Here is a 26,559-nt window from a genome sequence, read left to right on the forward strand (position 1 = left end):
GCAGATCATTCCGCCGCAGAGAGGGACACGTAGGGATACCCACAAAAAAGAGAGACTTTTTCGTGTGCGTTGGGTAAATACGGCCTGCTAAAACCGACTGGCAATGTGGCCAGCAGGCAAAGGATAATCCGCGAGTTTTAGAGTGTCAATGTGATATTGGCTATTCATTTATAAAGATTATTTTATTTTTCATTGGCCTAGTGATTTAAGAATATATTTTCTTAAAGTTTAGTTTGTCTGCTTATTTCATTATTAATTTACCGTTCATTTTCAAACCTGTTTAAATGAACAGATTGATCGCGCTATAAATAAAAGCTACAGTAAATAAAGTTTGAATTTTATAAATTTAAATAAATTGATAACGCATGCAGGCAAAGACATGGAAACCATACATGATTTTTATCGCCGCTTTTCTTTAACCAGAGATAGCGATTACTCGGTTCCATCAACTTCGTTTGGACATTTCAACGTGTTCCAACGCGATGCCTGCTCGTTCCTCACACCTTATAGCCGCCGCGATTATTATAAAATTTCACTGGTTTTAGGCACAGGCGAACTTCACTATGCCAACCGCTGGATACGAGTCGACCGCCCTGCTTTGCTGTTCTCAAACCCCATGGTTCCCTATGCATGGGAAATTAATTCGCCTGAACAGGCAGGCTGGTTTTGTCTATTTACCGAAGAATTTGTAAACCAAGAATCGCGACAAAGTTTTTTAAAAGACTCTCCGCTGTTTAAAGTTGACGGCGACCCGTTGTATTTTTTAAACGATCAACAAGTTGAAGAAATTTCATTTATTTTCAAAAAGATGATGACTGAAATAAATTCAGACTACATTCATAAATACAACGTTTTAAGAAACTATTTGCACCTGATTGTGCATGAAGCTATGAAAATGCAACCAACCCAACAGTTTGAAAAACATAGTAATGCTGCAGTTCGGATTTGCCATTTATTCTTTGAATTATTAGAACGCCAGTTCCCAATCGACTCACCACATTTTCAGCTTAAACTCAAAACTGCAAATGACTATGCCTATGGCCTGTCGGTACATGTAAACCATTTAAACCGCGCTGTAAAAGAAGCTACAGGTAAAACTACGTCTGAGCATATTAGCTCGCGTATTACGCAAGAAGCCAAAGCTTTACTACAACACACCAGTTGGAATATTTCCGAAATTGCCTATAGCTTAGGCTTTGAATATTCAGCGTATTTCACCAACTTCTTTAAGAAAAATACTGGCTTTTCGCCTAAAAAATTCCGTGAAGACTGTGTAGCCTAAAAACAGATTGTTTGAATTTTATAATTATTGGTTTGAATGTTATACGTCAGTTTGAGCCAAAGCATTTTATAGTTTTTCTACTCAAGTGATTTTGCAAAAAGAGTGTGAAAAATGAAATATAGAACTTTAGGACAAACAGGCGAAAAAGTATCAGCACTTGGTTTAGGTTGCATGGGAATGAGCTTTGCCTATGGTGCCTCAGATGACACACAAAGCATTGCCACTCTAGAAAAGGCATTAGACCTCGGCATTAACTTTTGGGACACCGCCGACATGTACGGCAACGGCGCAAACGAAGTTTTACTCTCAAAAGTTTTAGAAAAACACCGCGACAAAGTATTCTTAGCGACCAAATTTGGCTTTCGTTATAAAGAAGATAACCTTAACCCGAAAAACTCTTTAGAGTCTTATATTGATGGTTCTCCAGAGTGGATTAAAGTCGCGGTCGAAAACAGTTTAAGACGTTTAAATACAGACGTGATTGATTTGTATTATGCACATCGTATTGATCCAAACATTCCAGTTGAAGACACCATTGGCGCAATGGCTGACTTGGTCAAACAAGGTAAAGTTCGTTATTTAGGGCTGAGTGAAGCATCGGCTGAAACTATTCGTAAAGCACATGCGATTCACCCGATTGCAGCGGTTCAACATGAATATTCGCTACTTACCCGTGAGTTTGAGCAAACCCATTTGCAAACGATTCGTGAGTTAGGCATTAGCCTTGTGCCGTATTCTCCGTTATCACGTGGTTTAATTACCAATACGCTTGATGTGAATAACCTAGACGAAAATGATTTCCGTCGCCAGTTACCACGTTATCAGGGCGATAACTGGAAAAATAACCAAAGCTTGGCGCAAGCATTTAGCGAGTTTGCTCAAAGCAAAAATGCGACAGCCGCTCAACTGGCTTTGGCTTGGATTTTGGCGCAAGGTGACGACATTATTCCAATTCCGGGTACGCGTAAAATTGAGCGTCTTGTGGAAAATGCGGGTGCTGTAGACCTTCATTTAACAGCGGCAGATTTGGCAGAAATCGACGCGATTATCGCGAGATACCCAAACATGGGCGCACGCTATAACGCTCAGCAACTTGCTGCGGTGAATCACTAATGATTAAGGATATTTAGTGTTTTAAAAAAGCCTTGGATGTTGAAGTCTGAGGCTTTTGCTAAATTAACAAATCCTAATTATAAGCTTATGTAAATAAAATAATTCTAATCAATTAGTAATATGATCAATTATATAGCTGTCTTTTGTTTGAAAAAATATATCGAAGCTAGGGCTCATTAAATAGTCCTGCTGGCTTTGTTTTTTAAAAATTGGAGCTAATCTTTTCGTATAATAGCTCACCCATTCATTATCATTTTTAAAATATGCTCGGTCTTTTAAATCAACATAAAGCTCACGTAACTCAAAAGAAATTGTTTCAATACAGGGTTTGAACAACCAAATAGTTATATCTCTAGGTTCTGCTGCCTTAACATGATACTTATCCTTTGGATCAAAGGTCTCAATACGATAAAGTTGTGCACCAGTCTTGGTATACATTGAATACATGAGTTTACTGTTCGCAACTTGATAGTAATCCTTACCAATTTCATATTCTCTTAATCTCCTAGATATTTCTAAACATTCAGGCAAATATTGAGGCAATAACCCTTCGATATTATTAAATATATTCACTGATCGACTTATGACTAAATATTCCCCCGTTCCAGTAATAACTCCTTGAGCCCAAGGAAATATTTTCGATAGCTTTACATTAGAAAACTGGATAGTCCCATCTTCTTTAATAGTAATTTTCTTATTATCTGACGCAACGACAACACTATCGTTTAATTGAATTGCAACAATAAAAGTCATAGATACAGTGGAATAAAAAACATTAAAATAATATTATTGGTTTAATTATAGGCTAATTTTTAAATCTTTTTAACAAAATAATAGGTGAATCATGGCTGGTGGTTCCCAGATTATTATCAATAAAAATGGTATTACACTTATTACTCCATCAAAGTTTGAAGCTAAAGCTGGTCAGCATCTTTTTAAGCCTGGTGCTCAAATAAATATGCCTCAGATTGCCCTTCCCCAACCTATTTGTATTGAATGTCTTATAAAAGCAGCTAAAGAAGGTGCTGGGATTGTAAGAAGATGACTTTTAAGAATCAAAGTTTAGAAAATTTTATTATTAATCATCGTAAAGATGGGCAATTATTTCTACTGGTTGATGGAGCACAACTCGAACACAACCAACTATCCCATATTGAATATACATACGGTGATTGTATCTATTTATTTAAAGGTACTTATGAGGAAGAAGCTTATCAATATGGCCCTTTATTATTCGATTTAAGTCAGTTAAACCTTAAACAAGTGGAAAGCCAAATTAAGCTCATGAAATCGAAAGATTCAATGATTTTGATTAAAAGCAAACTAGATATTAAGCAATTAAAAAATAAGCTTTTGGAAAAACTTTATATTGAACTTGATGACGGTGGCATAGGCATTCTTAGATATTATGATCCTCGCGTATTAAACCGACTTTCACTTATTTTCAACAGTGAACAACAAAAGCAACTACTAGAAGGCCTTGATTCCCTTTCGTATATACTCAATGACATAAGCTATGAGTTGAAATACAATGATTAAGCTAGATAAAAATCAAATTGATAGCCTTGAAAAAGTACAAGATAGAGAAGAACTTTGTGAAAAAATTTATCTTTACCTCGTTGATAAGAAAGAATCATTCAAAGCATATTCTGTTAATTATGAACAGCTGAAGTCTAAGATTTACAAGAGCTTTGATTTATTGGTTTCGCTTTTAATAACTGACAATGAAGTCATTTCTCAACTCATTGTATGGAATACCATAATGAAAAAAGATGTTCTTCAGAACACTGGTATTCAAAATTTTATATACGGTTCTAATTTACGGGGAAAAGACCTTTTATCGACCTTAGAATTTTATGAATTGAGGGATAACTAATGTGGCCGTTAATATTACGAGGCGTTGCTGCGGCTGGAGCTCGAACTGCTGCCCCTGCTGCGGGTGAAGTAATTGCTGTACAAGGTGGTCGAACAATTGCGACCGAAGCCGCTAAGGGTATGGCTACAATTGTTTGGCAAAAGAAGTTAGTAAAGACATAACAAACAAAACAACAGCGTTGTAATAAATGCGAACCCTACCAACTAGGAGTTAAACACCAGTTAAAACGCCCGATGGGCAATGAGATTAATACTGAATATCAACTCAAAATCGCAAATCTTTCAAGTTACCCTTTAACTTTCAAAGCTTCAGTACCTTATCTTGTACCAGGTAATAAAAAAGAAACCACAGATATTCAAGAGTGGCTTGTAAACGGAGTATCTTTTGACGGTTTATGGCCAATGGAATGTATTTTGGTCGAAGCAAAAGGCCGATATGCTCAATTCCTTGACCCTAAAATGAAGGAATTTATTAAAATTGGGGTTTTTGGCAAGTTAGTGAAAGAAGCCCGTAGTCAAAAATTAGTACAGAGCAGCCTTAAAACTTCAAAGTTGACTTGGTACTTCTATGAACAAGAAGCTAAAAGACATTTCGATACGATTAGCAATAGAATTGTGACCACAATATTTATGCCTTTATAAAAAATAGGATTTCAGAATGAGAGAGTTTTTCTTTAGTACACGCTTTTCAAAAAGACTTGGATCTACTGCAAATGAAATTACAGCTCAATTAAAAACTTTAGAGTTGATGGTTAAAGAAATTTCGGTAATTGACCCAATTTTTGCGAACTGGTATGTAAACAATTCTGATGAGAATACTACTAAAGCACCTTTAGACTACCCTTTCCCTTCTGAAACGGCACATAAGTATCTTTTTAATCTTAGAGATTCAGATCATTTTGAAAGTTTTCCATTATGGAATGGGTTAGAAGAAAGTAGTCAATTTGCGAGTCTAAGATATGATTCGTTTGGCTTGATGATGATATTTAAAAAGGTTCTAAATACTGATCAAATTATTCAGCTATTTCAGGTTTTACTAAAATATGCTCATTATGATTACGTATACCTAAATACCTATTTCTTTGGTGATATAAACATATTTCCACATAGACTTGAGACGACTGCTGTTTGCTATGTGCCTGTTAAGATTGCAGAAGATTACTTACCCCATCTTTATAAAAAGGTTGAAGTAGAGAACCAATATAACAGTGGTACTATTCTTGTGTTTGATGAAAAATGGGCAGATGAAACAGAAGAATTGAAGAAAATAGTTCAAGAGAATTCGATTGCACTCGTTGAGTTGGGTGTTATTCCTGAAACAGAATTGCCAGAAGGATTTTTTGATTAATTCAACTTATAAAAAAGTCCGACTCAGTGTCGGACTTTTTAATTTAGTCTTTGCTATATGTGCCTTGCTGGCGTCCACCTTCCCAGATCGCATCTAAGGATTTATCCGAAATCGTTAGGCTTTCAGGGAAAATACTTAAATCCTTTTTAAATTTAGCCTCTGGTTTTAAGCCAATACAGTCTCCATTTTTCCACCATGTGCCTTCTGCATATTGGTCTAAAGCACCTACAGCGAGCATCCATTGAAACTTGCCGTTTGGCTGAAGTAAAAGTTCTGAACCGACTTCCATTACACCATGTAAATAATAGTGCCCACTCCAAGCCTGATCGGCCTTTTGGAATTTCACTTCCTTACAGGTACTAGTCGGCTCTGCATAAATGTGAGCAGAAAAAATAGCTGTAGAAACAAGTAGTAAAGGTACAAATATATTTTTCATTATTGTGTTCCTATATGTTTAATCTTATTTTCCAGACTCAACTTTTAAATACATTCCATCGGCATAAACGTTATGTCCAAAGCCACAACCCGACTCACCTTCGCTTTGTTTAACCTGAATATAATTGCCTAACTTCTCATTGGTTTTAAAATCGAGCTGAATACGGCAGTCTTCATTTTTATAAACCGTTTGCTTTTTATTAGACGGCATTTTGGTGTCAAACTCACCCATATTTGGACCGTAAATTAAGCTTCTAAGTCCCATGTAAACGCCCGAATAGCCAATGGCATATTGGCCCTGTTTACGACTTACCGTGATGTGATCCCACTCACCAAAACCTGAGTAACGGACGTATTCACCCGTCAAATCATTTGATGCTTTAGGTTGAGGCAACTGCTTAAGGTTAAATTGACTAGACTTTGATTTTTCATCCAGCATAAACCATGCTCTTGCCCAAAGTGGCTGACCCAATTTGGCATAGGCTAAGCCCACGTTATTGTTGGCAACTTCAATATCACGGTCGGTAAATTTAACTGTGGTTTCATCTTCATTGGCTTTACAAAAAGCAGTCCAAGAGGCTTGGTTTTGGAAATTTTCGAGCGCTTTTTTATATTGTTTTTGATCGTAGAATTTCTTGCCTAAACTCGCGTATTGCTTCACTTTATTGCAGCTTTGTTGTAATTCTTGTTCATAAGAAAACTCTGCATGAGTTACCGTTAAAGCTGAAAGTGTAAGAACCGCGCAGCCTGTAATAATCGATTTAATCATTTTTAAAATTCTTTAATAATTAACTAATTATATAATATGAGCTGGCGCTATAAATCACAATTATTTGAAACAAAAGTCTATTAGAAGAGTTTAGGTTTTTATAAAAATAGTTAAATCCATACAAAATAAATTTTTGAAAACATTCAACCTTAACTGGTTATTTTAATTGAATATTCAACCAAAAAATAATGTAGACTGCATGCGTAAAAATTAGGAAGAATTATAAGAGTGAATAATTTAATTATTGGAACCCTATTTGCACTGTGTGCAGCGGCTTTAAATGCATCTATTGGTGTAATTAGTAAATTACTCATGCACAGTGGTTTAAACCCACAAGACATTGCCTTTTTAAAAACCATTATCGCCTTTTTCTTTTTAAGTGTGTTTTTATTTAAAGTGCCTGTTAGCCAAAAGATTGCTTTTATTAGCAGCACGCCAAGTAAACTCAGCGTTTTTGCTCAAATTGCTATCTGTGCTTTTTTAGGTATTTTCTCGCTATTCTTTTTTGAGACCATTGCTTATAACCACGGTGCTGCGGCCAATGTGGTAGTGGTACTCATGGCTTCGGCTGCCATCTCTGCCCTATTTTTTGGGAGGTTCATTTTAAAAGAAAGTATCTACATTCATTCGCTTATTGGAACATTATTGGCAGTTGCGGGGATTAGCATTATTTCGTGGAAAGGTGAAAATAGCCTTTTAATGCTGATCAACGCTTCTATTGCCGGTACGGGTTATGGCTTATTTTCGGTTTTAGTGAAAAAGTTCAAATTAAACGGCGGGTTGTTTCTGACTAAATACTTACAGCTGTTTGGTAGCATTTATCTTGCGGTTCCGTTTTTAGTAAACTTGCATAGCATTACTTTTAATAGTGACATCATTTTAGGTTTGATTGGTTTAGCTGTTCTACCAACCATACTCGGCTTTTTCTGTACCACTAAAGCGTTGTCTTATATGAGTGCCGCAAAGGTACAAGTGACCGAACTTTCTGAGCCGATTTTTGCAGCGCTCATGGCTTGGGTTTTCATTCATGAACAGCCGACTTTATCGTTTTTATATGGTGCGATTTTTATTATTGCAGGCATCTTTTTAATGAATAGAGCGCCGAAATTAAACTAGCTGATTTCATTTATTTCGTTGGCGTGGTGACAAGCCACTTGCACCACACTGGCAAAGTTAATCGCCATTTGTGAAGGGGCATGTTTTTTATAGGCAAGCCCTAAACCCACCGTAGGTACAGGCGCTTTCAAAGAGCGATAAGCCACACCTTGTATTTGCAATTGTTTGGTCGACTCGGGAACCAAAGACACCCCTAAGTTTGCAGACACCAACGATAAAATTGACACAATTTGCGGGGCATTTTGTCCAATTTTCGGTTCAAAGCCACGCTCATGGCAGGCCTGTTTAATCGCATCAAAAAGCCCTGCACTCACTGAAGGTGGCGAGACAATAAAATCAAGCTCTCGCAGCGCAGTTAAATCAATTTCTTGTGATGCATCGTCGAGTTGAAAAGACTCTGAAGGTAAAGCAGCAATGAGCGGCTCAGCCAATAATTCTTGTAGAATGAGGCTATCCGGCATATTGCGTGGCGAACGAATAATTGCGACATCTAAACGGTCTTCAAGCAATAAGTCGATGAGTAGTAAGGTATTGGCTTCTTCAAGCTTTAAATTTACTTTCGGGTATTGCTGCTGGAAATAGCGAACACATTTAGGAATTAAAGGGTTCAACATTGAAGTACCTGTAAAACCTAACCTTAATTGACCCACTTCGCCATTTGCCACCTGTTTAACAAGGTTTGCTGCATCTTCTACACGCTGCTGCACTGGCTGAATTGCATTTAAAAAGGCAAGCCCAGCTTCGGTCAGCTCCACCCCATGAGGCGAACGAATAAATAAATCTGCACCTAGCTCTTCTTCTAAGTCTCGTATTTGCATACTTAAAGGCGGCTGACTCATGTTTAAGCGCTGCGCAGCTTTGGTAAAGTTTTTTTCTTCTGCTACTGCCAAAAAGTAGCGTATATGCCTGAGTTCCATTGCTATATATAAAACATATCTTGTCCCATTATTAAATATATTAGAAAAATACCTTTTAAATTGCTAATTTTAATTTATCGAATTTTCTCGATGCAGCATGCCTTTAGCCACTGCTCTTTTTTCTGTCATGGTCATGATATGAACTCTTCATCTACACCCAGTACCTTAAACACTGAGGCAACGTCTGTTCTTTCCCGTGAGTGGATTCACAAAGGGACTAAAGCTTATAAACATGCAGGATTTGCTTTATTCCTCGTAGGTTTTGCTAGCTTCTCTCTCATTTATTGTGTACAGCCACTCTTACCTGCATTTAGCCAAAGCTTTCAGATTAGTCCTGCGAGTAGCTCTTTGGCACTGTCATTAACGACTGCCTTTTTAGCAATTTCAATTGTGTTATCGAGTGCCTTTTCACAAGCGATTGGCCGTCGCGGCGTGATCTTTACGTCAATGCTGTGTGCCGCAATTTTAAATATTGTCTCGATGCTTACACCGAACTGGCACAGTTTACTCATAGCACGTGCGTTAGAAGGTTTACTGCTTGGTGGCGTACCCGCAGTGACTATGGCTTGGATTGCCGAAGAAATTGCACCTGAACACCTCGGTAAAACCATGGGTTTATATATTGCAGGGACAGCCTTTGGTGGCATGATGGGCCGTGTCGGTATGGGTATTTTGGTTGAATATTTTTCATGGCGCACCGCTTTAGGCCTACTTGGAGCAATCTGTTTTATTTGCTCGATTGCCTTTTTAAAATTACTTCCCGCATCGCGTAATTTTGTGCAGAAAAAAGGGCTGAATTTAGGCTTTCACATGCAAATGTGGCGTGCTCATTTAAGCAATACTAAATTATTACGCCTTTTTGCGATTGGTTTCTTGCTTACCAGTGTTTTTGTCACCTTATTTAACTATGCAACCTTCCGCTTAAGCGGCGCACCTTATTCACTGAGTCAAACACAAATTAGCCTTATTTTCTTGTCGTATAGCTTTGGTATGGTGTCTTCATCGTTGGCAGGTAGCTTAGCCGATCGCTTTGGTAAAAAAACCATGATGATGAGTGGCTTTGCGATTATGATCGTGGGTAGTCTCATGACCCTCCTCACTTCTCTTTTCGGCATTATCATTGGCATCGCATTTATTACCACAGGCTTCTTTATTACCCACTCACTTACGAGTAGTTCTGTGGGTGCCGAAAGCAAACAAGCTAAAGCTCATGCCAGTTCGCTTTACTTGCTGTTTTACTATATGGGTTCAAGTATTGTCGGCTCGGCGGGCGGTTGGTTCTGGTTACACGGTGGCTGGAGTGCGATTGTCGGTTTAACCGTGTTCTTGTCTTTAATTGGAATATTTTTAGCGGTTTATACATCACATGCCAAAGCGCATTAATGTAGTAAAACCTTAACTTTTTTAGGCTAAACCCAATGAGCATTTAAAAATCATATGAAAAAATTTAAATGCTCATTTTTTGGCTTGTATTTTTTTTAAGAAACTGTAAAATTCACTCCACATCGCCGGCATAGCTCAGTTGGTAGAGCAACTGACTTGTAATCAGTAGGTCCACAGTTCGAATCCGTGTGCCGGCACCATCATTAAACCTCATAAATATTTGATTTATGGGTTTTTTGTTGCCCATAAAGTTGGTTCAGTTCTGGCCCAACGGACTATTTTGTGGTCCATTTGATCGATAGTCTGATGGTCTAAATAGGTCATTGGACCTACTTCCATTCCCAACCCAACATGTTCCCCATACCGTTTTCAGCTCTTTGGCTTTCCATGCGTATTGCGATGTCGATACATCAACTTTTCAGAGTTGCTATCGCTACACAGAGCAGGACGCTTGGAAAACTTAAGGCGTAGGGGAATTTCCAAGGTTATTTGCATTTCCTGTTTCAAACAGGACATCTAGGCTAGGCCCCTGAAAGTTCTGGGGAGTTTTGCTTTATATGAACCTATCCGTAACACTATGCTATGCCCCTTCTGGACAATACCCCAAATCCTCTACAAACACTTAATACATCCCCTTTATATTTTTTTCTCCAAACTTTCCAACTATGATGCGTTTATTCAAAAAAACTTTATTTAGTACCTAACATGAAAGACTATTCAGAATATTTCCGTGAAGCTGTGGCTTCTTTTCTTGCACAAAATCCTGCCCTACAAAAAGAGCTTGCCTGTATTACAGTTGATGAAGCAGAAAGTATAGGCACTACGGTTGAAACACTTCACTCACAAGTCATGAATCAACGATTCGTTGAACATGCAACCCAGTTAGGTATCGACACCAACCATTTAGTACTGCAATTCATTGATGCTTCTGAAAATGAAAAGAATCAGATTCTAAAAAATTATCACCAAAATCTTGCCAATTCTCTCGGTATTGACTGGCAGGACTACATTTCAATCAACCCTCATTTATCCCATCTATGATCAAAGTACTTCCCCTGTAATTGAGTAGTTTAATAGGGGATTTTTTTGCTTTGGTTGATGGATATTTTTTTAGAGTAGCTTTTAGGGAGGGATTTTTAAGGTTCCTTGCATTTCCTGTTTCAGACTGGACATCTAGGGGGAATGCCCGATGGTTATGGGGATTTTCGTAAAATAAATATTGTTTTTATTGGCGATATTATTGATTGTATTAGATTACTTATACCAATTGGAAAGAATAAATAAAATTCTAATTACTTCCAGAAAGATAATAAAAAAACCTATTATGATTAATAGGTTCTTATTAGCCTTAGATATGAATGAATATATTCACTTACTTACTTGAGTGAAATCAGGCGAGTTTTTTCTCTTCAATATAGCTTAAATCAGCTACCTGTTTATCCCAGAACTTATTCCATAAGTCGCAGTATTCAATACACAACGTTGTCAAACTTTCATAGTTATCTTTCGTTATTGCTTGTGCCAATGCAAACCATAAATCATCTTCATGGTCATCATCTGCTGCTTCAGAAGTTTCATCCGTAGATACACCATGAACGTGATAATACCCTCCACCTTCGATATCAATACCGACAGCTTTAGTTGCTTCTCGTAAAGGTGGGCTAAAGAGGATTACCTCTTCTTCTGCGACGGCAAGCAGTGCAACTACATTAATATAGCTATCATAAGATGATTCTAAAAAGGTTCTTACTTTGTCTGCTATTTGCGAGGGTTGAAAATTTCGACGATCCTGCTCACTCAAACCATAATCGTTTAGTAAATCCTCATATAGAGGATAATGTGCATATTCAGGATTACCAAGATAATAACCTTCTGAATCTAATCCTGGTCGGAAACCAAACTCATCAAGTATATTCAAACTCAATAAGACCCGTGGAAACATTTTTGATCCAGATGGGAGAGATGGCTCTAGTTGTTTTGTCTGGAATTGAGCCATTAATAACGCATCAGTAAAAATCTGCACAATGGCATGACGATATTCCAAATGGATTTTTGTTAATGAAGCTTTATCAATCTTTCCATTATTTAACAATTCAATTGCAGGATGTTTACACACTGGCAACGCTGCTATTTTATTACGTAACTGTTGGAGAAACAGGAGATTTTCCTCCCACTGTTCTGCAGGAATACTATTCCTCATCCCCTGTAATGCTTTTTGCCGTGGATTATTAAAATCTTCGAATTTTTTAGACATATTCATTCTCAATAACTAGGTTTTTTCTTATGGCTAAGTTATGAGCCCCCTTTATTTCACCCTTGCATCCAATTGCTAAAAAAGAAGACTATATGCTCATCCTTAACAATCTGATATTAGGTTTATTATTACTACAAATCAATCTATGTTTTCATCTTATTCTTAATAAAAAATTAGTGTGACTATTTTCACAAAAAATTCATATTTATATATAGCTAAATTATTGAATTAAAGAAACATTATTGATACAATACAGAGTGATTTGATATAACTATTCTATCTTAATAGAGTATACTATTTTAAAAAGATTTATTATGGGGCAATCAATGTCAAAAAAAGATACTATTATAACAACAGCATTAAAGCTTTTTAACCAGAAAAGCTACAACTCTATAGGAGTTGATAGAATTATAGCTGAATCCAATGTTGCTAAAATGACTTTTTATAAGTATTTCCCATCAAAAGAAAACCTTATTGAAGCATGTCTATATCAAAGAAATAGTGACATACAACAGGCTATTCTTGAAAAAGTAAACGCTAATGATCTACCTTTAACTCAGTTACAAAGTGTATTTAATTGGTATATTAACTGGATTCATACTGACGATTTCAATGGCTGTCTATTCAAGAAAGCAACAATGGAAATTATTCAAACGTATCCATCTGTAAAAAATCCTATCAATGATTATCGTGCATGGATTTATAATTTAGTTTTTTCAATTGTAATAAAATTAAAAGTGGAAGATGCGGCTGGTTTAACAAGTCTATTTCTTAATATTGTCGATGGTCTTATTATTGATGGCACAGTCAACAAATCTCTAATTAATCCAGAGAAAACATGGTCTTACATCAAAAAACTAATCAACCTTGAAAACCTTATAAAATCGGAAGTTGCTTGATTCGGTTAAAAGATATTTATTAATTATATCAACAAGGCTTAACTATACTATCTTCATCAAGCTCAATTAGAAATTATTGTAAATTAATCTTACCAATAATTTATTTTTTATATAATTAGTCTAGACAAATATAGGAATTTTCTAAGAAATTCTACTAAGAAACTCTTCCTTCTAATAAATTAGGTCAACTCTATTCTCTTGAAAGACATTGCTTGTAAAAAGACCAACACAATAAAATCTAATAAGTTATAAAAGAAGAATTTGAAGCTTATGAATATGATATTTAAAGAGGCATTTTTAAGGTTCCTTACATTTCCTGTTTCGGACTGGACATCTAGGGGGAATGCCTGATGGTTATGGGGAGTTTTGTTAAAATATCCCCCTTTTTTGCGGGGCCAAATTGCTTAGCTTTTATGGAGGAAGAGAACGACTTCTGTATTTGCCTTCAATTTGCATAGATATTATCTACATGGTCTATTTACATAGGAGTGACCATGAAGAAATACTTTCCCGAACTTGATACAGTTTCCGATATCCTTGCATCAATTCCTCACCCTCAAATCCAATCCATTGCACATGCGATTCGTATCTGCAATGACCAAGACACGCATGTCTTCACTAAGCTACATGCTGTAGTTGGGGTTATTATTTAATACATGGAGGTGAAAATGAAAGCATTGAAAGAATGGCTGAAACAGCAACGTGAACTCAATGATCTAACTCAGCAGCAATTAGCTCATAAGCTTGGGAAACCTTTGCAATACATTGAAGATGTGGAGCATGGTGATTATCGCTTGGAGGTCGTTGAGTTTATTTATTATTGCCAAGCCTTGAACATTGACCCTCATCAGGGTATTCGCTTAATTGACCTTGATCCCCAAGAGCAAAACAAGTAACTCCCTTCTTATGGTTACTATGATCTATATCAATCTCTTGATGCTGGAATCGCTTGTTTGATCTGCTCCAACCCCTCTTCTGGGGTAATTTCAAGTATACGGCAATACCATACATATTCTACAACATCTAACCGACGCTCACCTTGTTCAACCTTTTGAACATACGAGTGTGGTTTACCCATGCGTTCGGCTAATGCACGCATAGTGAGATGTTGTTCTTCCCGCATTTGCTTCAACCACTTAGTTAAAGCCTGCATTTCTGGGGTATTGATACTTGCTGTCATGTACCTATTATCGATACAATATATTTTGTACCCAATATAGATACATGTAATGTGTAACTATTCCTGAAATCAGAACTAAGTCTTCACTTTCTAACGAGAAAATATAAGGTGCATAAAGATGGGGTTTTCAAATCTACTTAGCTCTGCACTTACTGCAGTTGCTACATTCTCTGGTAATCCAGATGTTCAACAAGTTGCTAACTCAGCCAATGAGTTGGTGGTTTCTTATCAGGCTCAGCAACAACAGGAAATGGCTCAACGAATCATGAGTTCACCTGATGGCATTATCCCTGTAACTGAAAAAGGGAAAACAGTATGGCGGGCTTTGAAATACAACGCTGCTGGAGAAATTACTGGCTTCGCTGACTTTAATACTAAGGAAGAATATTTAGTATTGAAGCAACAGGAACTTCGTGCTCAACAAGCATTGGAGCAACAAAGGAAAGCTGAACAAGCTACCCAACGTCAGTATACGACTCAAACCAAGCGTGCAGGTGATGTTTCAATTGCTGATATTGATGCATACGGGCAAATGCTTGGCACCATGCAACAGGCTTCTATGGGTGCTCTGATGAACTGTTCTCAATATGTTGAAGCTTCTCCCCAATGGAATGCATGCGCACAGCGTGAAGTACAAAAGGTAGAACAGCGCAGATAGCTCATCACAGACTAACTTTCATTTATCTATAAGGAAGAACACTCATGAAGACCTTCAAAATGGTTCGGCTACTCACTTGTGGCTTATTTAGTTTATTGATGTGCTCTGTTGCAACGGCGAAAACTGAAAAAATCACTTTAAAGCAAAATATCGGTTTCGGTGAAGAAGCTGTGATATTCAACACGACTAAGGGAGAAGTCATCCTCAATATGTATGCTCTTCCTGAAAGAGTGGCTAAACAGATTAAACCATTTAAAAAGGGTCAATGTCTGGAAGTCCAATCTAAACATGGTTTCTTTCAGGACACGGGAGACGGTCAATACATTCAAAGTATTCGACCATGCAAACGGACTCAATCTAAAGCAAAGTAAGCTGAACGACCAGATGAGAGAATCACCTTAATTCAAAAATTCTTTTCGAGAATACCAATGAAAAAATTATTACTTGTTTCACTACTTACTTTTACTAGCTTTGCACATGCAGCACCGAATGTATGGCAATCAAGCTATGCTCAAGGCTTTATTGAATATTCTATTCAAGATACCAAGGGCAATACACTTTGGGTTGTCTGTAATGATGGTGCAGGTGATGATTATGATCATTCTGCACATCTACAAACCAAGAAAAATCGGTATGAGAATACTGACTCTAAATACCCTTTATCTTTCTTATTGGATGGCAAAACCTCTGTTTCCCCTGCGGGTTCAACCAAATGGCGAAATGGAGCAAATGCTTGGTATGATTTTTCTCACGGCATTGCTAAGGCCAAGAAAATTGATGTCTTCGTGAACAATAAGAAGGTAACAACCTTCACTCCTAATCCGCACAGCATTAAAACTGTAGCGAAAGACATAGCATCATGTAAGGCCATGTTCTAAATATATCTCCTCTCAACTTATCAGTCCCGATGATCTTCACAGGTCATCGGGATTTTTTTATTTCTAAGGAATTTCAACATGCAACAACGTGTATTCGACAAAGTGAATCAAACCCTCATCAAGACCTTTATTTGCAACAAGCTTTCTGATCGCTCTAAAGGTCAATTGCATTATCAACTTTGGCAAGACAATGATGATTTATCTCTAGGTATTGCTTTAAGCCACAATGAATCATCAGGTGGATTTAGCTCTGAACTGATCAAGGTGGATGACATCCTTAAAACGATAAAGGTGTTATTACAGTCAGGAAAGCCATTTCATGCAACTGCATTGAAGGGGTTATTTATTGGGAAATCAGTCAACAACTATAGTTTCTTGGGTGCTGCTTTAGTTGATCAACAAGTTATTCGCTTACATCCTCAAACAGCCCGCTTACTGGAGGTGATCGAAGAATACGAATTATGGCCTCTTCGCCTTGAAGAAATAGTGGGTAAAACTGATGTTCAAGAAACGATAGAAACCAAGATTCCTACCAAACGTGGACCGAAACCTAAGAATCAATCTATCGAAGCCGAACTTGAGGAACAAGCGCATGATGAAGTGCATTAAAACCAAAGATGATTTACTGCATCTGTATAATGAAGCGATTAAAGATAGTATCTCTAACCACATGCTGACTTTAGAGCAGCAATATGATGAACCTTATCAAGCCACCCTTCATGGGTGGTTTATTATTTGTGACAATGAATCTGATTTATCAGAACCACTTGCCCATCTGACCTTTAGCCTTAGTGAAAAACTTCACTTAGGTGAGGTGGAGTATGTTGATAAGAAAGAGGAGTGGTACGAGATCTATGTATTGCTCAATGACAATGAGGGTATATTAATCTATGTTCCTAATGACATATTACTCAATTATTCTTTGACTGCGATCTAAAGCTGCTTACAGCACCCTTTCCTACCAAACCTCTTTCTAATTTTTATCTAAGGCTATTTTATGACAAGGCATATCTTATTCGCTTTGGGACAAGTCGTGGCTACTAAAAATGCACTAGAGCTCATGAATCAGCACGATATTCCCCCTTTGGATTTACTCCATCGTCATCAACATGGTGACTGGGGTGATTTAAATAAAGCTGACCAAGAAGCAAACAAACAGGCTCTAATTGAGGATCATCGAATTTTCTCAAGCTACGATTTTGGTAATGAAAAAGTCTGGGTGATTACCGAAGCTGATCGATCTATCACCACAATTTTACTCCCCATAGATTACTGACCTGACCAAAAAACCGTAAATAGACCGTATAGCAAAATGAGCTATACGGTATCTTTTTTCTTTTTGAACACACTCAACAGATGATAGCTTTTTTTGATTTACTGCTCCTCTCTCTACTAGTCTGTGGGTCCGATTTTGATCAAAAAAGAATCATTCGATATAAAAATTCACCCCCAAAAATAGTTGAAAAATACACAAAAAACAGGGTAAAAAGTAGCTGACATTTATCAGGTCATTTTGGTAATTTTCACCTCTTCCTCCTGAATATCCTTTTCGAATCATCCATTCCCCATTTCGGCAAGGACTTATAGGGAGAAAGCTATTTTTACCATTTGGTAAAAAATAAATAATTAATTAATTACAATAACTTATGGTTTTTTAAAATATCTCACCAGCACAACCCGATGACATATACACACCGATCAAAATACACGTAAATATGCTCTTAAAATACATAATTTAGCCGAATCCCTCCCTATTGCATCCAAATAAATCTTCTCATAAGATGCCTCCACATTGAGTTTAAGACCACTATTTAATCACTATATTTATGGAGATTTATCATGGATCAATCAGATCTTTGCACATTAGGTCACGTTACGAATTTTTTTAAATTTGATAAGCAAAATTGTGTAGCCCATTATCGTGATCCGGCCCTAACAATTCCCGTAAATTCGAGCGAATATTCAATCGCAACGTATTATGCAGATTTCCGCGGACGCTCTAAGAGTGAAATAAACAAAATTAGTCCAGACTTTTTGGAACAAGTTTCAAAAAAAGAACTCTGTGTTTTCAAATTAGAGGAAATGCTCAAAGGGATGGCTAGACTTAATCAAAATGATTTCTGTATGTCTATTCCACCTATTTTAGATCCTAAAAACCGAATCCTAAAAAATTGCCCAATCCTTTTTACTAAGAAAGATATCGAAAAAGGGCAATTTGAATTTTTCTGCCATGTTTATAGAGCAAGAGCAGCTATTATCGTTTCATCACTCAAAAAACAGGGAAATTTAGATAATGCACTTATAGGTGTATATTCCATTGAATACGAGGCTAAAATTAAAGGTCTTGTGATAATTCGTCTTCTTGATTTGGAGCACTATAACGGTAACTCTAAGCAGATATTAAACATTAATGAAATGCTTCCCCTAAAGAGCTTTCAAGAATTCAATCCAGAATCAGCGAGTTGGCCTAATTATTTACTCTGAATTATTAAATTAGTAGTCTTGAGCAAATAGCAAAAGACAAAACTCTTTAGAATTGAACTACTCACAAAAGTTTCGTACAGGCAAACTTTTAAGCTAATTGATATACCTCATTATGATGTTATCTCCAGCATAACGTAGTGAATGCTGAGTATTTGGGAATCCCGTCCGGAAGGGATACCAAGACATTGACCGTAATCTAATTCGATTACAGTCAGATATTTTTTTATAGAAGAAACTCTCGTAACTATCCCCCTTCAAATTTATGACCTTTATTACGGGTCAGGGATTCTTACGCCTTTTAAAGCTATAAGGAGTCAGATATGTCAACAAATTCCCCGATGGACATCCCAACAATACGATGCCCTAAAGATAAAAGGGTGTATAGCTATGCGTGTTTAAATACTTTTTTAGGCACATATTCTTTTTTTGATTGTTAAATCAAGAGGATCAAGAATATGGCCAACTCATCTATTAAGGCTTCAAGTAAAGCCCCTACTCTTATTGACTTTGAATCTGGTAAAGAATTTGATATTCGCAAGTATCGTCCAGACCTCAAGGTAACTGGATTACGCTTTGTGATTACGGCACAGCATGTCCGTACTCTAGCTCGCTTAACCTTTCAAGGTAAGAAAATCTCAAAAAGTTTAGGTACATTTTCTCATGCTGATTTTGACCAAAACTTAGAGAAACTACTCTCTCAGATGCAGGGATTTCATCAACGAATCGCTCAAGGCCTAGCACCATTCGATGATGTGGTAAAACCTGCAAATACATTGCGTGAGTTTGCTTTATCGATCTATATGCCAAGTGCTGAGATGCGTAAAAAATCCTATAAGGATGATGAAGCAAAATTACGAATGCATATTTTGCCAGTCATTGGAGATTATCCATTTGAGGATATCAATGCTGGAATGCTCAATAAGCTATTGACCGAGTTACGTTCAAAGGGCTTAACCAATGCCTCAATCAATCGGGTTCGGGCGCTACTCTCGGTCATGTTTAATATGGCAATTAATCATGACTTGATACAGGTTAACCCTGTAAGCAAGGTGCCTAAGTTTAAGGAAAACAATCAGATTGAGCGTTATCTCAATGCTCAAGAGATCAAGCGTTTAATGGATGTGTTGAATTCACCGCATCAGCATGGCATAGACAACTTGATTATTGTCGCTATCGTCAAGTTTTTACTACTTACGGGAGTCCGAAAGCGTGAAGCAATGGACATGAAGTGGACTGATGTTGATCTCACTACAGGTGTATGGCTTCTAGGTGAAAACAAGTCTGGTAAGGCTCGACGTATTACGTTGAATCAGGATGCACTTGCAATACTGCATTCCTTACCACGACAACATGCATTTATTTTTGCGAACCCGATGACAGGTCAACCGTTTAACGACATGCGAAAGACCTTTCAACGCATCATGAAAGCTGCTTCGATTCGGAATATTCGAATCCATGACTTACGGCATAACTTTGCAAGCATTGCTGTGAATAGTGGTCAAAGCCTGTATGTCGTACAACATTTATTGGGTCATGCATCACCACAGACTACCCAACGCTATGCACATTTGCAGTCCAGCACCTTAAAACAAGCCTCAGAGGATGTTGCTGCTGCCATTCGTGCTCAAAGTAGTCATGCAGCCTAACTAGAAACGTATTAACAAAATTAGAACTGGGTGTAAGCAATTACATCCAAGGAGCCTACTCATGTCTAAAATAAGTACTTTGACCCTAAAAAAAGGGCAATATTTAAGTAATTTATCACTGCCTGTTCAAAAAAATAAGTTCACCCTTATTCAAGCGGGTACTGGGGTTGGTAAGACGACAACCATTATGGAGGATTATCCGAAGCAGCACCCCATCATTGTTATGCTTGTGCCATCAGTTCTGAAAGTGAAAGAGCTAGAGACAACTTATGGAGATGTTTCTGGTTCCATTCAATATCGCTTTTATTACGACAAAAAAAGTCCGACTGAAGATGAACTCAGTCAACAGAATGGACTTGTTGTCGTTGCAACTTACGACAAAATGGAAGCAATTGTGAGTAAGTTATCTATTGCTCAACGTAAGAGTACGTTATTGGTGGTTGATGAATGTCATAAGCTCTATGCAGCAGGAAGTTATCGGGATGATGCCATTAACTCTATTATTTTTCGGATTAATCATAAGAAAGGATTCAGAACTGTCCTCTTTCTAACAGCGACTTTCACTGATCATTGTTGGGAAACTCTAAAACTACCTCTGGATTACATCTATAAGGTTGATCTTGAAGAAGTCGGCCTTAAGCGGTCTCTAGAAATGTTATTGATTGATAAAGGCAATCAATTTAGTTTCATTCCTTTTGTTATTGAACGCCTCAAGAAAATGCAGGAACAAGGTACACGGAAGAAAATTATTATACGTCTTAACCACCGTACCAAATGTGAACGTGTTGCAGCACTGTTGGAGAGATTTCACAACGCTCATACTTTAACTATTCATAGCAAGAATAAAGATACGACTGAGGTCCAGAACTTTTTTACGGCTCAAAAAATCCCGAGTGATGTAGACGTTGTATTTTGTACTTCAATTATGGATGAAGCAGTCAACATCAACAATTTAAATGATGAGCTAGATTCTGTTTTTGTGATTGGAACAGATGCTCACCCAGAGGAATTAGTCCAGTTTCTTGGTCGTTTACGTAAAACAGCAGTACCTTGTTTTATGGTGAACCATACAGGTATTGAACTTAACCATATCGTAGATATGCATGCGTTAAAGCAAAAGAAATTAGAGAAGAATGAGCGGTTTATTAATCGTTTAACCGAAATTGCTAATCTTTTGTCAGAACTTATGGACGACTATGATTTGGATATAGAGGAAGTAGGAGAAGAGGTTAAAAGTATCTATAAACGTGTCACATATCTGAATGAGACATTTAACGAATTATCAGGAGCTAAGCTGTTTGCAGTGCATTGTGGCAAAGCTGTTCATAATATCGCCAGTATTGCTGCCAATTATTATCGTATGGATAAGTCCAATTGTTATTCTAACTTTTATCTTTTCAAAGAGCGTGTAACAGAGCTTTTGCCAACATGTACAGTGAAGCACCGTATTATTAACGATTGTACTTTGCCTAGCTATATTAAAGAGTTTTTAGACGAAGAGAAGAAAGCCAGTGATGACGCTTATAAGGCGAGTATTGTTCCAGCATTTGAAATTTTTTTAGAGGCCAAAAAAATCTCTTATGTAGAAATTGATTTGGAGGCTGAATTTGATGACATTAGTCCGATTATAGCTCAAAAAGCTGAAGTAGCAGGTCAAAGTACTGATAATACCAGTCAGGATAAAGAAGTTACTGACAATGTGAGCGAAAAGTCTGACGAGAAAACTCAAGTAGAAGAAAATGCTAAGCAACCTGAAAAAGAAAACAAACCCGCTAAGAGCGGCATAGCAGCGCTAAAACAGCAGGGAATCATCCCAAATAATAAAATGGACGATGACCAGAAGGCTAATGAAAAGCATAAAAAAGAGCCCCCTACATCATTCCAAAAGCTTAAAGAAAAGCTGAAGAAAGAGAAAATGCGGTCATCAACTGTCCCATGTCCTATTGAGAAGGATGCTAATGATCATTCAGACAATGAACGCACTATGCTCATTAAAAATGAAGCTGTTAAGGTACATAATGCAAATGCTGAAACAGAGGATGTTTTTGATGAGGATGATGACCAGAAGGCTAATGAAAAGCATAAAAAAGAGCCCCCTACATCATTCCAAAAGCTTAAAGAAAAGCTGAAGAAAGAGAGAATGCAGTCATCAACTATCCCGTGTCCTATTGAGAAGGGTGCTAACGATCAATCAGACAATAAACGTACTATGGTGATTGAAAATGAAGTAGTGAAGGTAGCAGATACAACTGGTGAACCAGTCGATGTTTTTGATGAGGATGATATCGAGGATTCTCAGGAAACTGAAAGTGCTGTCGAAGTGCATAATGAAGATGAGGACATGACTGATGAAGATATTATCGAAGAACCTTGTCATGAAAACCAAATAACAGAAGATGTTAGCGAGGAATCTGATCAAGGAGAAGAAATAGCTAATGATGCGACCGAGGAACCTTGTACAGAGGACAAAGTAACTGATGGTACTGCTGAAGAATCTAGTCAAAAAGATGAAGGAGCAGAAGAACCTAGTAATGAGAGTAAGGTAGCTGTCAACGTTGACGAAAAACCTAGTCAGGAGAGTGATCAAACAGATAATATTTCTAAAGGCTCTAGTCAAAAAAATGAAGGAACAAATGGTGCTTCAAAGAAAAAAAAGAAGAGTCAGGCTCACAATAGCTCGTTAAGGCTTAAAGATATTGGTACAAGTATTCTTCGTCGACAAGAAGAAGATGAGCAATTCATTGAGCAGCTTGTAGCTCAATATGATGTCCCCTCTCATGCAGTTACTGTAGAAATTCTACTGCAAATTGCACATCTGTCTACAGTGATTGGTAATCTAAACGATATCTACACAATCATTGAGAAAAAACAGTTTAGCACTGTTATGGGTATCGCTAGAGCTTATAAGTCAAATGTCGTCGTACATTATTTCATTAAGCGGTTTTATCGCTATTACCCAGAACGCTACTTAGATAACGGATTTCAATTAACTCCTAACGATGCAGCTGATTGGCTATTAAAGGGATTTAAACAGGTTCAGAAAGAGACTGCCATTCCTTTCAAGAAGGTAATAAAAGATAAACTTGTATCTGGAGTTAAAGTAGACTCTAAGACCAAAGAAGTCAGTATCGACCCAAGTAAAGCTGCAAACTTCTTCGCTAAATATTTTTCTGTGAATGACCGTAATGCTAAAAAACCTGCATCACGCTATTTAGAATTTACGGGAATTGCTTACGAAAATTATCAATTCCTTGCAATCGCTAAGTATCAGCAACCTTATTTAAAACCTCTAGAAGAGTTCCAATTAGGGGAGCGAATCTTTAACCCTGTTACAGGTGTTTTGATCTCAGGGCCTAAATCTCCGTTTAAGATTATCACTCCTTCTGATCAGCCAGACTATTTCGACGAAGTAGAGGATGAAGATGAAATCGAAGGTGAAGGTGAAGGTGAAGGTGAAGGTGAAGGATTAGATCAGGTAGCATAATGCTTGATTCGATCTGTTTAGGAAGTGTCAGGGTCATCTATTTGATGACCCTGACCTTTTTCCTACATCTAAGCATCTTGCTAGTCTACTCCAGTGTTGCTCACTAGCAGCGCTGTTAGTTGTAGCAAAAAAGATGATGTAGGAGTGAGGGGGAAAATTTGAGCCTTTCCTTTTTGCTGAGTTTTTTGTTTATTTTCTTCGGCTTTATCCACTGATGAGGTGGTATTTTGCTTTTTTTACTATTTTTTTCTTTGGCGCACGATCCATACCCTCCCCCAGAGGAGAGAAGAATAATCCTGTTTTCTTCTACTTTAAGCCCTTTTCACAAATTAATGGGCATCTTTGTGAAGTGTTATCCTTAAAGGGACTATTAATGTTCTATATCAAAAATATTATTAGTAAGAGAAAAGCATACATACATTTAATACAATATTAGAGTGGAATCTCTCTATATAAATTAACGTTTAGGATAAGATCGCTTGTGTTTACACACATGCTCCCAAGCACCTAAACGATAGCGTTTATAAGCTCGTACATTGACTAATTTCTTGGTCATGTCTTAACTCCCTATCTAATTACGTTAGTTAAAGGAACTAACACCCATTTAAGCCCTTGCTTTGTTATGGGGAAGATTTAGAGAGATTCCATTGCATAATATACATTAAATATATATATTTTCAACTCATTGTTTTAACAAGATATAAGATTACTTATGCATATAAACAGCCTTAAAATAAACAACTTCAAAGGATTCTCTGAAGAGAGTAATTTTTTAACTTTTAATATTCCAAATGGTGAAAAAGGAAGTGGTCTAAATATTTTTATTGGAGAAAATAACAGCGGGAAATCCACCGTATTAGAGGCTATTGATTTCATTAGAAATAGTACCAAAAAGAACTTGGAAATAATTCATCATAAAAAGATAACTGGAGATTTCGCAGAAGAAGCTACAGTTGAATTAGAATTCACTGGAGCCGTAATTAATATCATCGAAACCTTTGCCCAAGAGAATAAAGCAGAACCATTCAAACAAGTAGTCTATCAATGTACTGAAGGAAAATCTTATTTCAAAATTTCAAGATCAACCTCTGATATTAGAACACTCAAAACATTCAATAAAGATAGCGGTATATTCACTAATACTGGTGGACTTGATGGAACAATAAAAAAGCTCTTTGAAACTAATTTTATCTGGGCTGATACTAATCCTAATGATGAAGCTTCTTTCGGAACATCAACCTTATGCGGAACACTACTAAAGGAAATCGCAGCAGAACACACCAAAACTGAAGAGTTTATTGATTTTTCAAAGAAATTTAATGATGTATTTAACTCTCATTCCTCAGAACTACGAAAGAAGATTTCTAAAATTGAAAACAGATTGAATTCTATTTTTACTAATCAGTTTGGTAGTGCCTCTTTAAATTTCCAATTTGATTTCCCTAAAATTGAATCTTTTTTTAAAGGATCATCCATACACATTAATGATGGAATAGAAGTAAGAATGGATGAGAAGGGTAATGGAATGCAGCGTTCTGTTGCTTTAGCTTTACTTCAAATTTATGCAGAAGAAATTGCATTCGATCAAGATAAACAATCAACCAGACCATTCTATTTATTCATTGATGAACCAGAAATATGTTTGCACCCAATGGGACAAATGAAGTTATGTGAAGCACTTATGGAGTTATCCAAGCATAAACAGATATTCGTCACAACACATTCTCCTTATTTTCTTAACTCACCATCATTAAAGAATGTGGGAATTTTTATATTTAAAAAAGAGGACCATAAAAATATAATCTCAAAAGCTAATATGGATTATTTATTCCCATGGAGCCCTACATGGGGAGAGATTAACTATAAAGCTTATAATTTGCCAACCGTTGATTTACATAATGAGTTATATGGGTATTTACAGGAAAAGTCCCAAAGCTATTCAGAAAATACATTTGAGTCATGGTTAAATAGTCAAGGATGCCCAACGAGTAAAACATGGATTCGAGATAGAAATGGAACAGCTTTACCACCTAAATCTGTAACATTAATGACTTTTATTAGAAATCATATTCACCATCCCGAAAATACTTTCATGCATTCTAATACCTTTGATTCAAGTGATTTAGCGACATCAATACAAGAAATGATCAAAATTATTAAAACTAATGGGTTTTAAAGACTATAGGACTATTCTGATGCCTAACTAATGAAAGAGGTAACATACAGTTTCATTTCATCTAATCACTTCTTCAACATTTGATTTTCTTGGAATTGCCATTCAGTCTTGATTGTATATGTCAGGTCATCTATTTGATGGCCCTGACCTTTTTCCTACATCTAAGCATCTGGCTAGTGTCTAGTCTAGTGATGCTCACTAGCAGCGCTGTTAGCTGTAGCAAAAAAGATGATGTAGGAGTGAGGGGGGAAATCTGAGCCTTTTCTTTTTGCTGAGTTTTTTGTTTGTTTTCTTCGGCTTTATCCGTTGGCAAGGTGGTGTTTTGTTTTTTTATTATTTTTTCTGTGAAGCACCATTACCCCTCCCAAAATGCAAGTGGTATGGGTTATCTGTCAATTTCAATTCTGCCTTTAGTTTTTAAGGTACAAATACATCTTTCATATAACGAATTAGTTACTTTCAGTATGATAGCAGCAAACCAACAATGTCAGAAAGAATACTAGAATTACTATCTCTTTGGTTTTTGATTTATTTTGACTTGTTATTCTGCATAAAACTAAAATAGCTAAAATAATAAGAAAAAATAATGCCAGCTCCTTAGTGAAGCTAACATTATTCCATGCTCTATATTTGCTGAACTTTGATCCTAGACAGTATCGTGG

Annotated in this window: 30 protein-coding genes and 1 tRNA gene; 25 read left to right on the forward strand and 6 right to left on the reverse strand. The window is 36.8% G+C overall.

Annotated elements, in window-relative coordinates:
- The first annotated feature begins 379 nt into the window (after positions 1 to 379).
- Positions 380 to 1,282, forward strand: coding sequence for an AraC family transcriptional regulator (locus tag RFX69_RS12020; RefSeq protein ID WP_002052189.1), 903 nt, complete (start codon positions 380 to 382; stop codon positions 1,280 to 1,282).
- Between the two features lie 111 nt (positions 1,283 to 1,393).
- On the forward strand, positions 1,394 to 2,395 hold the full coding sequence (locus RFX69_RS12025; RefSeq protein WP_000877465.1) for an aldo/keto reductase: 1,002 nt from the start codon (positions 1,394 to 1,396) through the stop codon (positions 2,393 to 2,395).
- Between the two features lie 108 nt (positions 2,396 to 2,503).
- Here RFX69_RS12025 and RFX69_RS12030 read toward each other — a convergent pair whose 3' ends face one another.
- Positions 2,504 to 3,148 (reverse strand): hypothetical protein, encoded by a 645-nt coding sequence (locus tag RFX69_RS12030; protein ID WP_000142842.1) that lies wholly within the window; start codon positions 3,146 to 3,148, stop codon positions 2,504 to 2,506.
- A gap of 91 nt (positions 3,149 to 3,239) precedes the next feature.
- On the opposite strand from RFX69_RS12030, the gene RFX69_RS12035 reads away from it, so the two are divergent.
- From RFX69_RS12035 to RFX69_RS12060, 6 genes are all read left to right on the forward strand, one after another.
- On the forward strand, positions 3,240 to 3,440 hold the full coding sequence (locus tag RFX69_RS12035) for a hypothetical protein (RefSeq protein WP_000897079.1): 201 nt from the start codon (positions 3,240 to 3,242) through the stop codon (positions 3,438 to 3,440).
- Positions 3,437 to 3,934, forward strand: a complete 498-nt coding sequence (locus RFX69_RS12040; protein ID WP_000143219.1) for a DUF4123 domain-containing protein — start codon at positions 3,437 to 3,439, stop codon at positions 3,932 to 3,934. The genes RFX69_RS12035 and RFX69_RS12040 overlap by 4 nt, the downstream gene beginning before the upstream one ends.
- Positions 3,927 to 4,271 (forward strand): hypothetical protein, encoded by a 345-nt coding sequence (locus RFX69_RS12045; protein ID WP_000593051.1) that lies wholly within the window; start codon positions 3,927 to 3,929, stop codon positions 4,269 to 4,271. Before RFX69_RS12040 ends, RFX69_RS12045 begins: the two co-directional genes overlap by 8 nt.
- Positions 4,271 to 4,432 carry a hypothetical protein gene (locus RFX69_RS12050; RefSeq protein ID WP_271055990.1) on the forward strand — a complete coding sequence of 54 codons (162 nt, stop codon included), beginning with the start codon at positions 4,271 to 4,273 and terminating at the stop codon, positions 4,430 to 4,432. Before RFX69_RS12045 ends, RFX69_RS12050 begins: the two co-directional genes overlap by 1 nt.
- A gap of 72 nt (positions 4,433 to 4,504) precedes the next feature.
- Positions 4,505 to 4,912, forward strand: a complete 408-nt coding sequence (locus tag RFX69_RS12055) for a Tox-REase-5 domain-containing protein (protein WP_252724890.1) — start codon at positions 4,505 to 4,507, stop codon at positions 4,910 to 4,912.
- Between the two features lie 16 nt (positions 4,913 to 4,928).
- On the forward strand, positions 4,929 to 5,618 hold the full coding sequence (locus RFX69_RS12060) for a hypothetical protein (protein ID WP_001206513.1): 690 nt from the start codon (positions 4,929 to 4,931) through the stop codon (positions 5,616 to 5,618).
- Positions 5,619 to 5,661: 43 nt separating this feature from the next.
- On the opposite strand, the gene RFX69_RS12065 is transcribed toward RFX69_RS12060, so the two are convergent.
- Both RFX69_RS12065 and RFX69_RS12070 read right to left on the reverse strand, forming a co-directional pair.
- Positions 5,662 to 6,054 (reverse strand): hypothetical protein, encoded by a 393-nt coding sequence (locus RFX69_RS12065; protein WP_223082476.1) that lies wholly within the window; start codon positions 6,052 to 6,054, stop codon positions 5,662 to 5,664.
- A gap of 24 nt (positions 6,055 to 6,078) precedes the next feature.
- Positions 6,079 to 6,822 (reverse strand): hypothetical protein, encoded by a 744-nt coding sequence (locus tag RFX69_RS12070; protein WP_289332984.1) that lies wholly within the window; start codon positions 6,820 to 6,822, stop codon positions 6,079 to 6,081.
- Positions 6,823 to 7,050: 228 nt separating this feature from the next.
- On the opposite strand from RFX69_RS12070, the gene RFX69_RS12075 reads away from it, so the two are divergent.
- Entirely contained in the window at positions 7,051 to 7,938 is an 888-nt protein-coding gene (locus RFX69_RS12075; protein WP_289332983.1) for a DMT family transporter, read from the forward strand.
- Here RFX69_RS12075 and RFX69_RS12080 read toward each other — a convergent pair.
- Complete coding sequence (locus RFX69_RS12080) at positions 7,935 to 8,855, reverse strand: LysR family transcriptional regulator (RefSeq protein ID WP_000423162.1); 921 nt, start codon at positions 8,853 to 8,855, stop codon at positions 7,935 to 7,937. The two genes, RFX69_RS12075 and RFX69_RS12080, sit on opposite strands and share 4 nt — an antisense overlap.
- Positions 8,856 to 8,993: 138 nt before the next feature.
- Here RFX69_RS12080 and RFX69_RS12085 point away from each other — a divergent pair, with 138 nt between their 5' ends.
- From RFX69_RS12085 to RFX69_RS12095, 3 genes are all read left to right on the forward strand, one after another.
- Positions 8,994 to 10,238, forward strand: coding sequence for an MFS transporter (locus tag RFX69_RS12085; RefSeq protein ID WP_271055987.1), 1,245 nt, complete (start codon positions 8,994 to 8,996; stop codon positions 10,236 to 10,238).
- Between the two features lie 124 nt (positions 10,239 to 10,362).
- Positions 10,363 to 10,438 (forward strand) — tRNA-Thr (locus tag RFX69_RS12090).
- A 505-nt stretch (positions 10,439 to 10,943) separates the two neighbouring features.
- A complete protein-coding gene (locus RFX69_RS12095) occupies positions 10,944 to 11,279 on the forward strand; it encodes a DUF6388 family protein (protein ID WP_005066947.1) in 336 nt (111 codons plus the stop codon).
- 349 nt (positions 11,280 to 11,628) lie between these two features.
- On the opposite strand, the gene RFX69_RS12100 is transcribed toward RFX69_RS12095, so the two are convergent.
- Positions 11,629 to 12,492 carry an iron-containing redox enzyme family protein gene (locus tag RFX69_RS12100; protein WP_005066945.1) on the reverse strand — a complete coding sequence of 288 codons (864 nt, stop codon included), beginning with the start codon at positions 12,490 to 12,492 and terminating at the stop codon, positions 11,629 to 11,631.
- A gap of 326 nt (positions 12,493 to 12,818) precedes the next feature.
- Between RFX69_RS12100 and RFX69_RS12105 the strand changes: the two genes are divergently transcribed.
- From RFX69_RS12105 to RFX69_RS12115, 3 genes are all read left to right on the forward strand, one after another.
- Complete coding sequence (locus RFX69_RS12105; RefSeq protein WP_025469777.1) at positions 12,819 to 13,391, forward strand: TetR/AcrR family transcriptional regulator; 573 nt, start codon at positions 12,819 to 12,821, stop codon at positions 13,389 to 13,391.
- Positions 13,392 to 13,885: 494 nt separating this feature from the next.
- Entirely contained in the window at positions 13,886 to 14,044 is a 159-nt protein-coding gene (locus tag RFX69_RS12110; protein WP_004735505.1) for a hypothetical protein, read from the forward strand.
- Between the two features lie 15 nt (positions 14,045 to 14,059).
- Positions 14,060 to 14,287, forward strand: a complete 228-nt coding sequence (locus tag RFX69_RS12115; protein ID WP_004735507.1) for a helix-turn-helix transcriptional regulator — start codon at positions 14,060 to 14,062, stop codon at positions 14,285 to 14,287.
- Between the two features lie 29 nt (positions 14,288 to 14,316).
- Here the strand turns inward: RFX69_RS12115 and RFX69_RS12120 are convergent, their stop codons facing one another.
- Positions 14,317 to 14,571, reverse strand: coding sequence for a helix-turn-helix transcriptional regulator (locus tag RFX69_RS12120; protein ID WP_004735509.1), 255 nt, complete (start codon positions 14,569 to 14,571; stop codon positions 14,317 to 14,319).
- A 118-nt stretch (positions 14,572 to 14,689) separates the two neighbouring features.
- Between RFX69_RS12120 and RFX69_RS12125 the strand changes: the two genes are divergently transcribed.
- The 10 genes from RFX69_RS12125 (at position 14,690) to RFX69_RS12170 (ending at position 25,897) form a co-directional block, all read left to right on the forward strand.
- On the forward strand, positions 14,690 to 15,229 hold the full coding sequence (locus RFX69_RS12125) for a hypothetical protein (RefSeq protein ID WP_005066940.1): 540 nt from the start codon (positions 14,690 to 14,692) through the stop codon (positions 15,227 to 15,229).
- A gap of 44 nt (positions 15,230 to 15,273) precedes the next feature.
- The gene (locus RFX69_RS12130) at positions 15,274 to 15,600 is read left to right on the forward strand and encodes a hypothetical protein (RefSeq protein WP_005066939.1); all 327 of its coding nucleotides are present in this window, start codon (positions 15,274 to 15,276) and stop codon (positions 15,598 to 15,600) included.
- A 57-nt stretch (positions 15,601 to 15,657) separates the two neighbouring features.
- Positions 15,658 to 16,107 carry a hypothetical protein gene (locus tag RFX69_RS12135; RefSeq protein WP_005066936.1) on the forward strand — a complete coding sequence of 150 codons (450 nt, stop codon included), beginning with the start codon at positions 15,658 to 15,660 and terminating at the stop codon, positions 16,105 to 16,107.
- A gap of 78 nt (positions 16,108 to 16,185) precedes the next feature.
- On the forward strand, positions 16,186 to 16,716 hold the full coding sequence (locus RFX69_RS12140) for a hypothetical protein (protein WP_005066933.1): 531 nt from the start codon (positions 16,186 to 16,188) through the stop codon (positions 16,714 to 16,716).
- On the forward strand, positions 16,703 to 17,044 hold the full coding sequence (locus RFX69_RS12145) for a hypothetical protein (RefSeq protein WP_025469776.1): 342 nt from the start codon (positions 16,703 to 16,705) through the stop codon (positions 17,042 to 17,044). The genes RFX69_RS12140 and RFX69_RS12145 overlap by 14 nt, the downstream gene beginning before the upstream one ends.
- A gap of 60 nt (positions 17,045 to 17,104) precedes the next feature.
- Positions 17,105 to 17,383 carry a hypothetical protein gene (locus RFX69_RS12150; protein ID WP_005066930.1) on the forward strand — a complete coding sequence of 93 codons (279 nt, stop codon included), beginning with the start codon at positions 17,105 to 17,107 and terminating at the stop codon, positions 17,381 to 17,383.
- A gap of 563 nt (positions 17,384 to 17,946) precedes the next feature.
- Entirely contained in the window at positions 17,947 to 18,591 is a 645-nt protein-coding gene (locus tag RFX69_RS12155) for a hypothetical protein (protein ID WP_005066928.1), read from the forward strand.
- Positions 18,592 to 19,046: 455 nt separating this feature from the next.
- Positions 19,047 to 20,237 (forward strand): site-specific integrase, encoded by a 1,191-nt coding sequence (locus RFX69_RS12160; protein ID WP_005066926.1) that lies wholly within the window; start codon positions 19,047 to 19,049, stop codon positions 20,235 to 20,237.
- A 61-nt stretch (positions 20,238 to 20,298) separates the two neighbouring features.
- Positions 20,299 to 23,721 (forward strand): DEAD/DEAH box helicase family protein, encoded by a 3,423-nt coding sequence (locus RFX69_RS12165; RefSeq protein WP_005066924.1) that lies wholly within the window; start codon positions 20,299 to 20,301, stop codon positions 23,719 to 23,721.
- A gap of 712 nt (positions 23,722 to 24,433) precedes the next feature.
- Positions 24,434 to 25,897 (forward strand): ATP-dependent endonuclease, encoded by a 1,464-nt coding sequence (locus RFX69_RS12170; protein WP_005066920.1) that lies wholly within the window; start codon positions 24,434 to 24,436, stop codon positions 25,895 to 25,897.
- Positions 25,898 to 26,559: the final 662 nt, after the last annotated feature.

This window comes from Acinetobacter sp. 148 (assembly GCF_031196675.1).
Classification (GTDB): Bacteria; Pseudomonadota; Gammaproteobacteria; order Pseudomonadales; family Moraxellaceae; genus Acinetobacter; species Acinetobacter baumannii.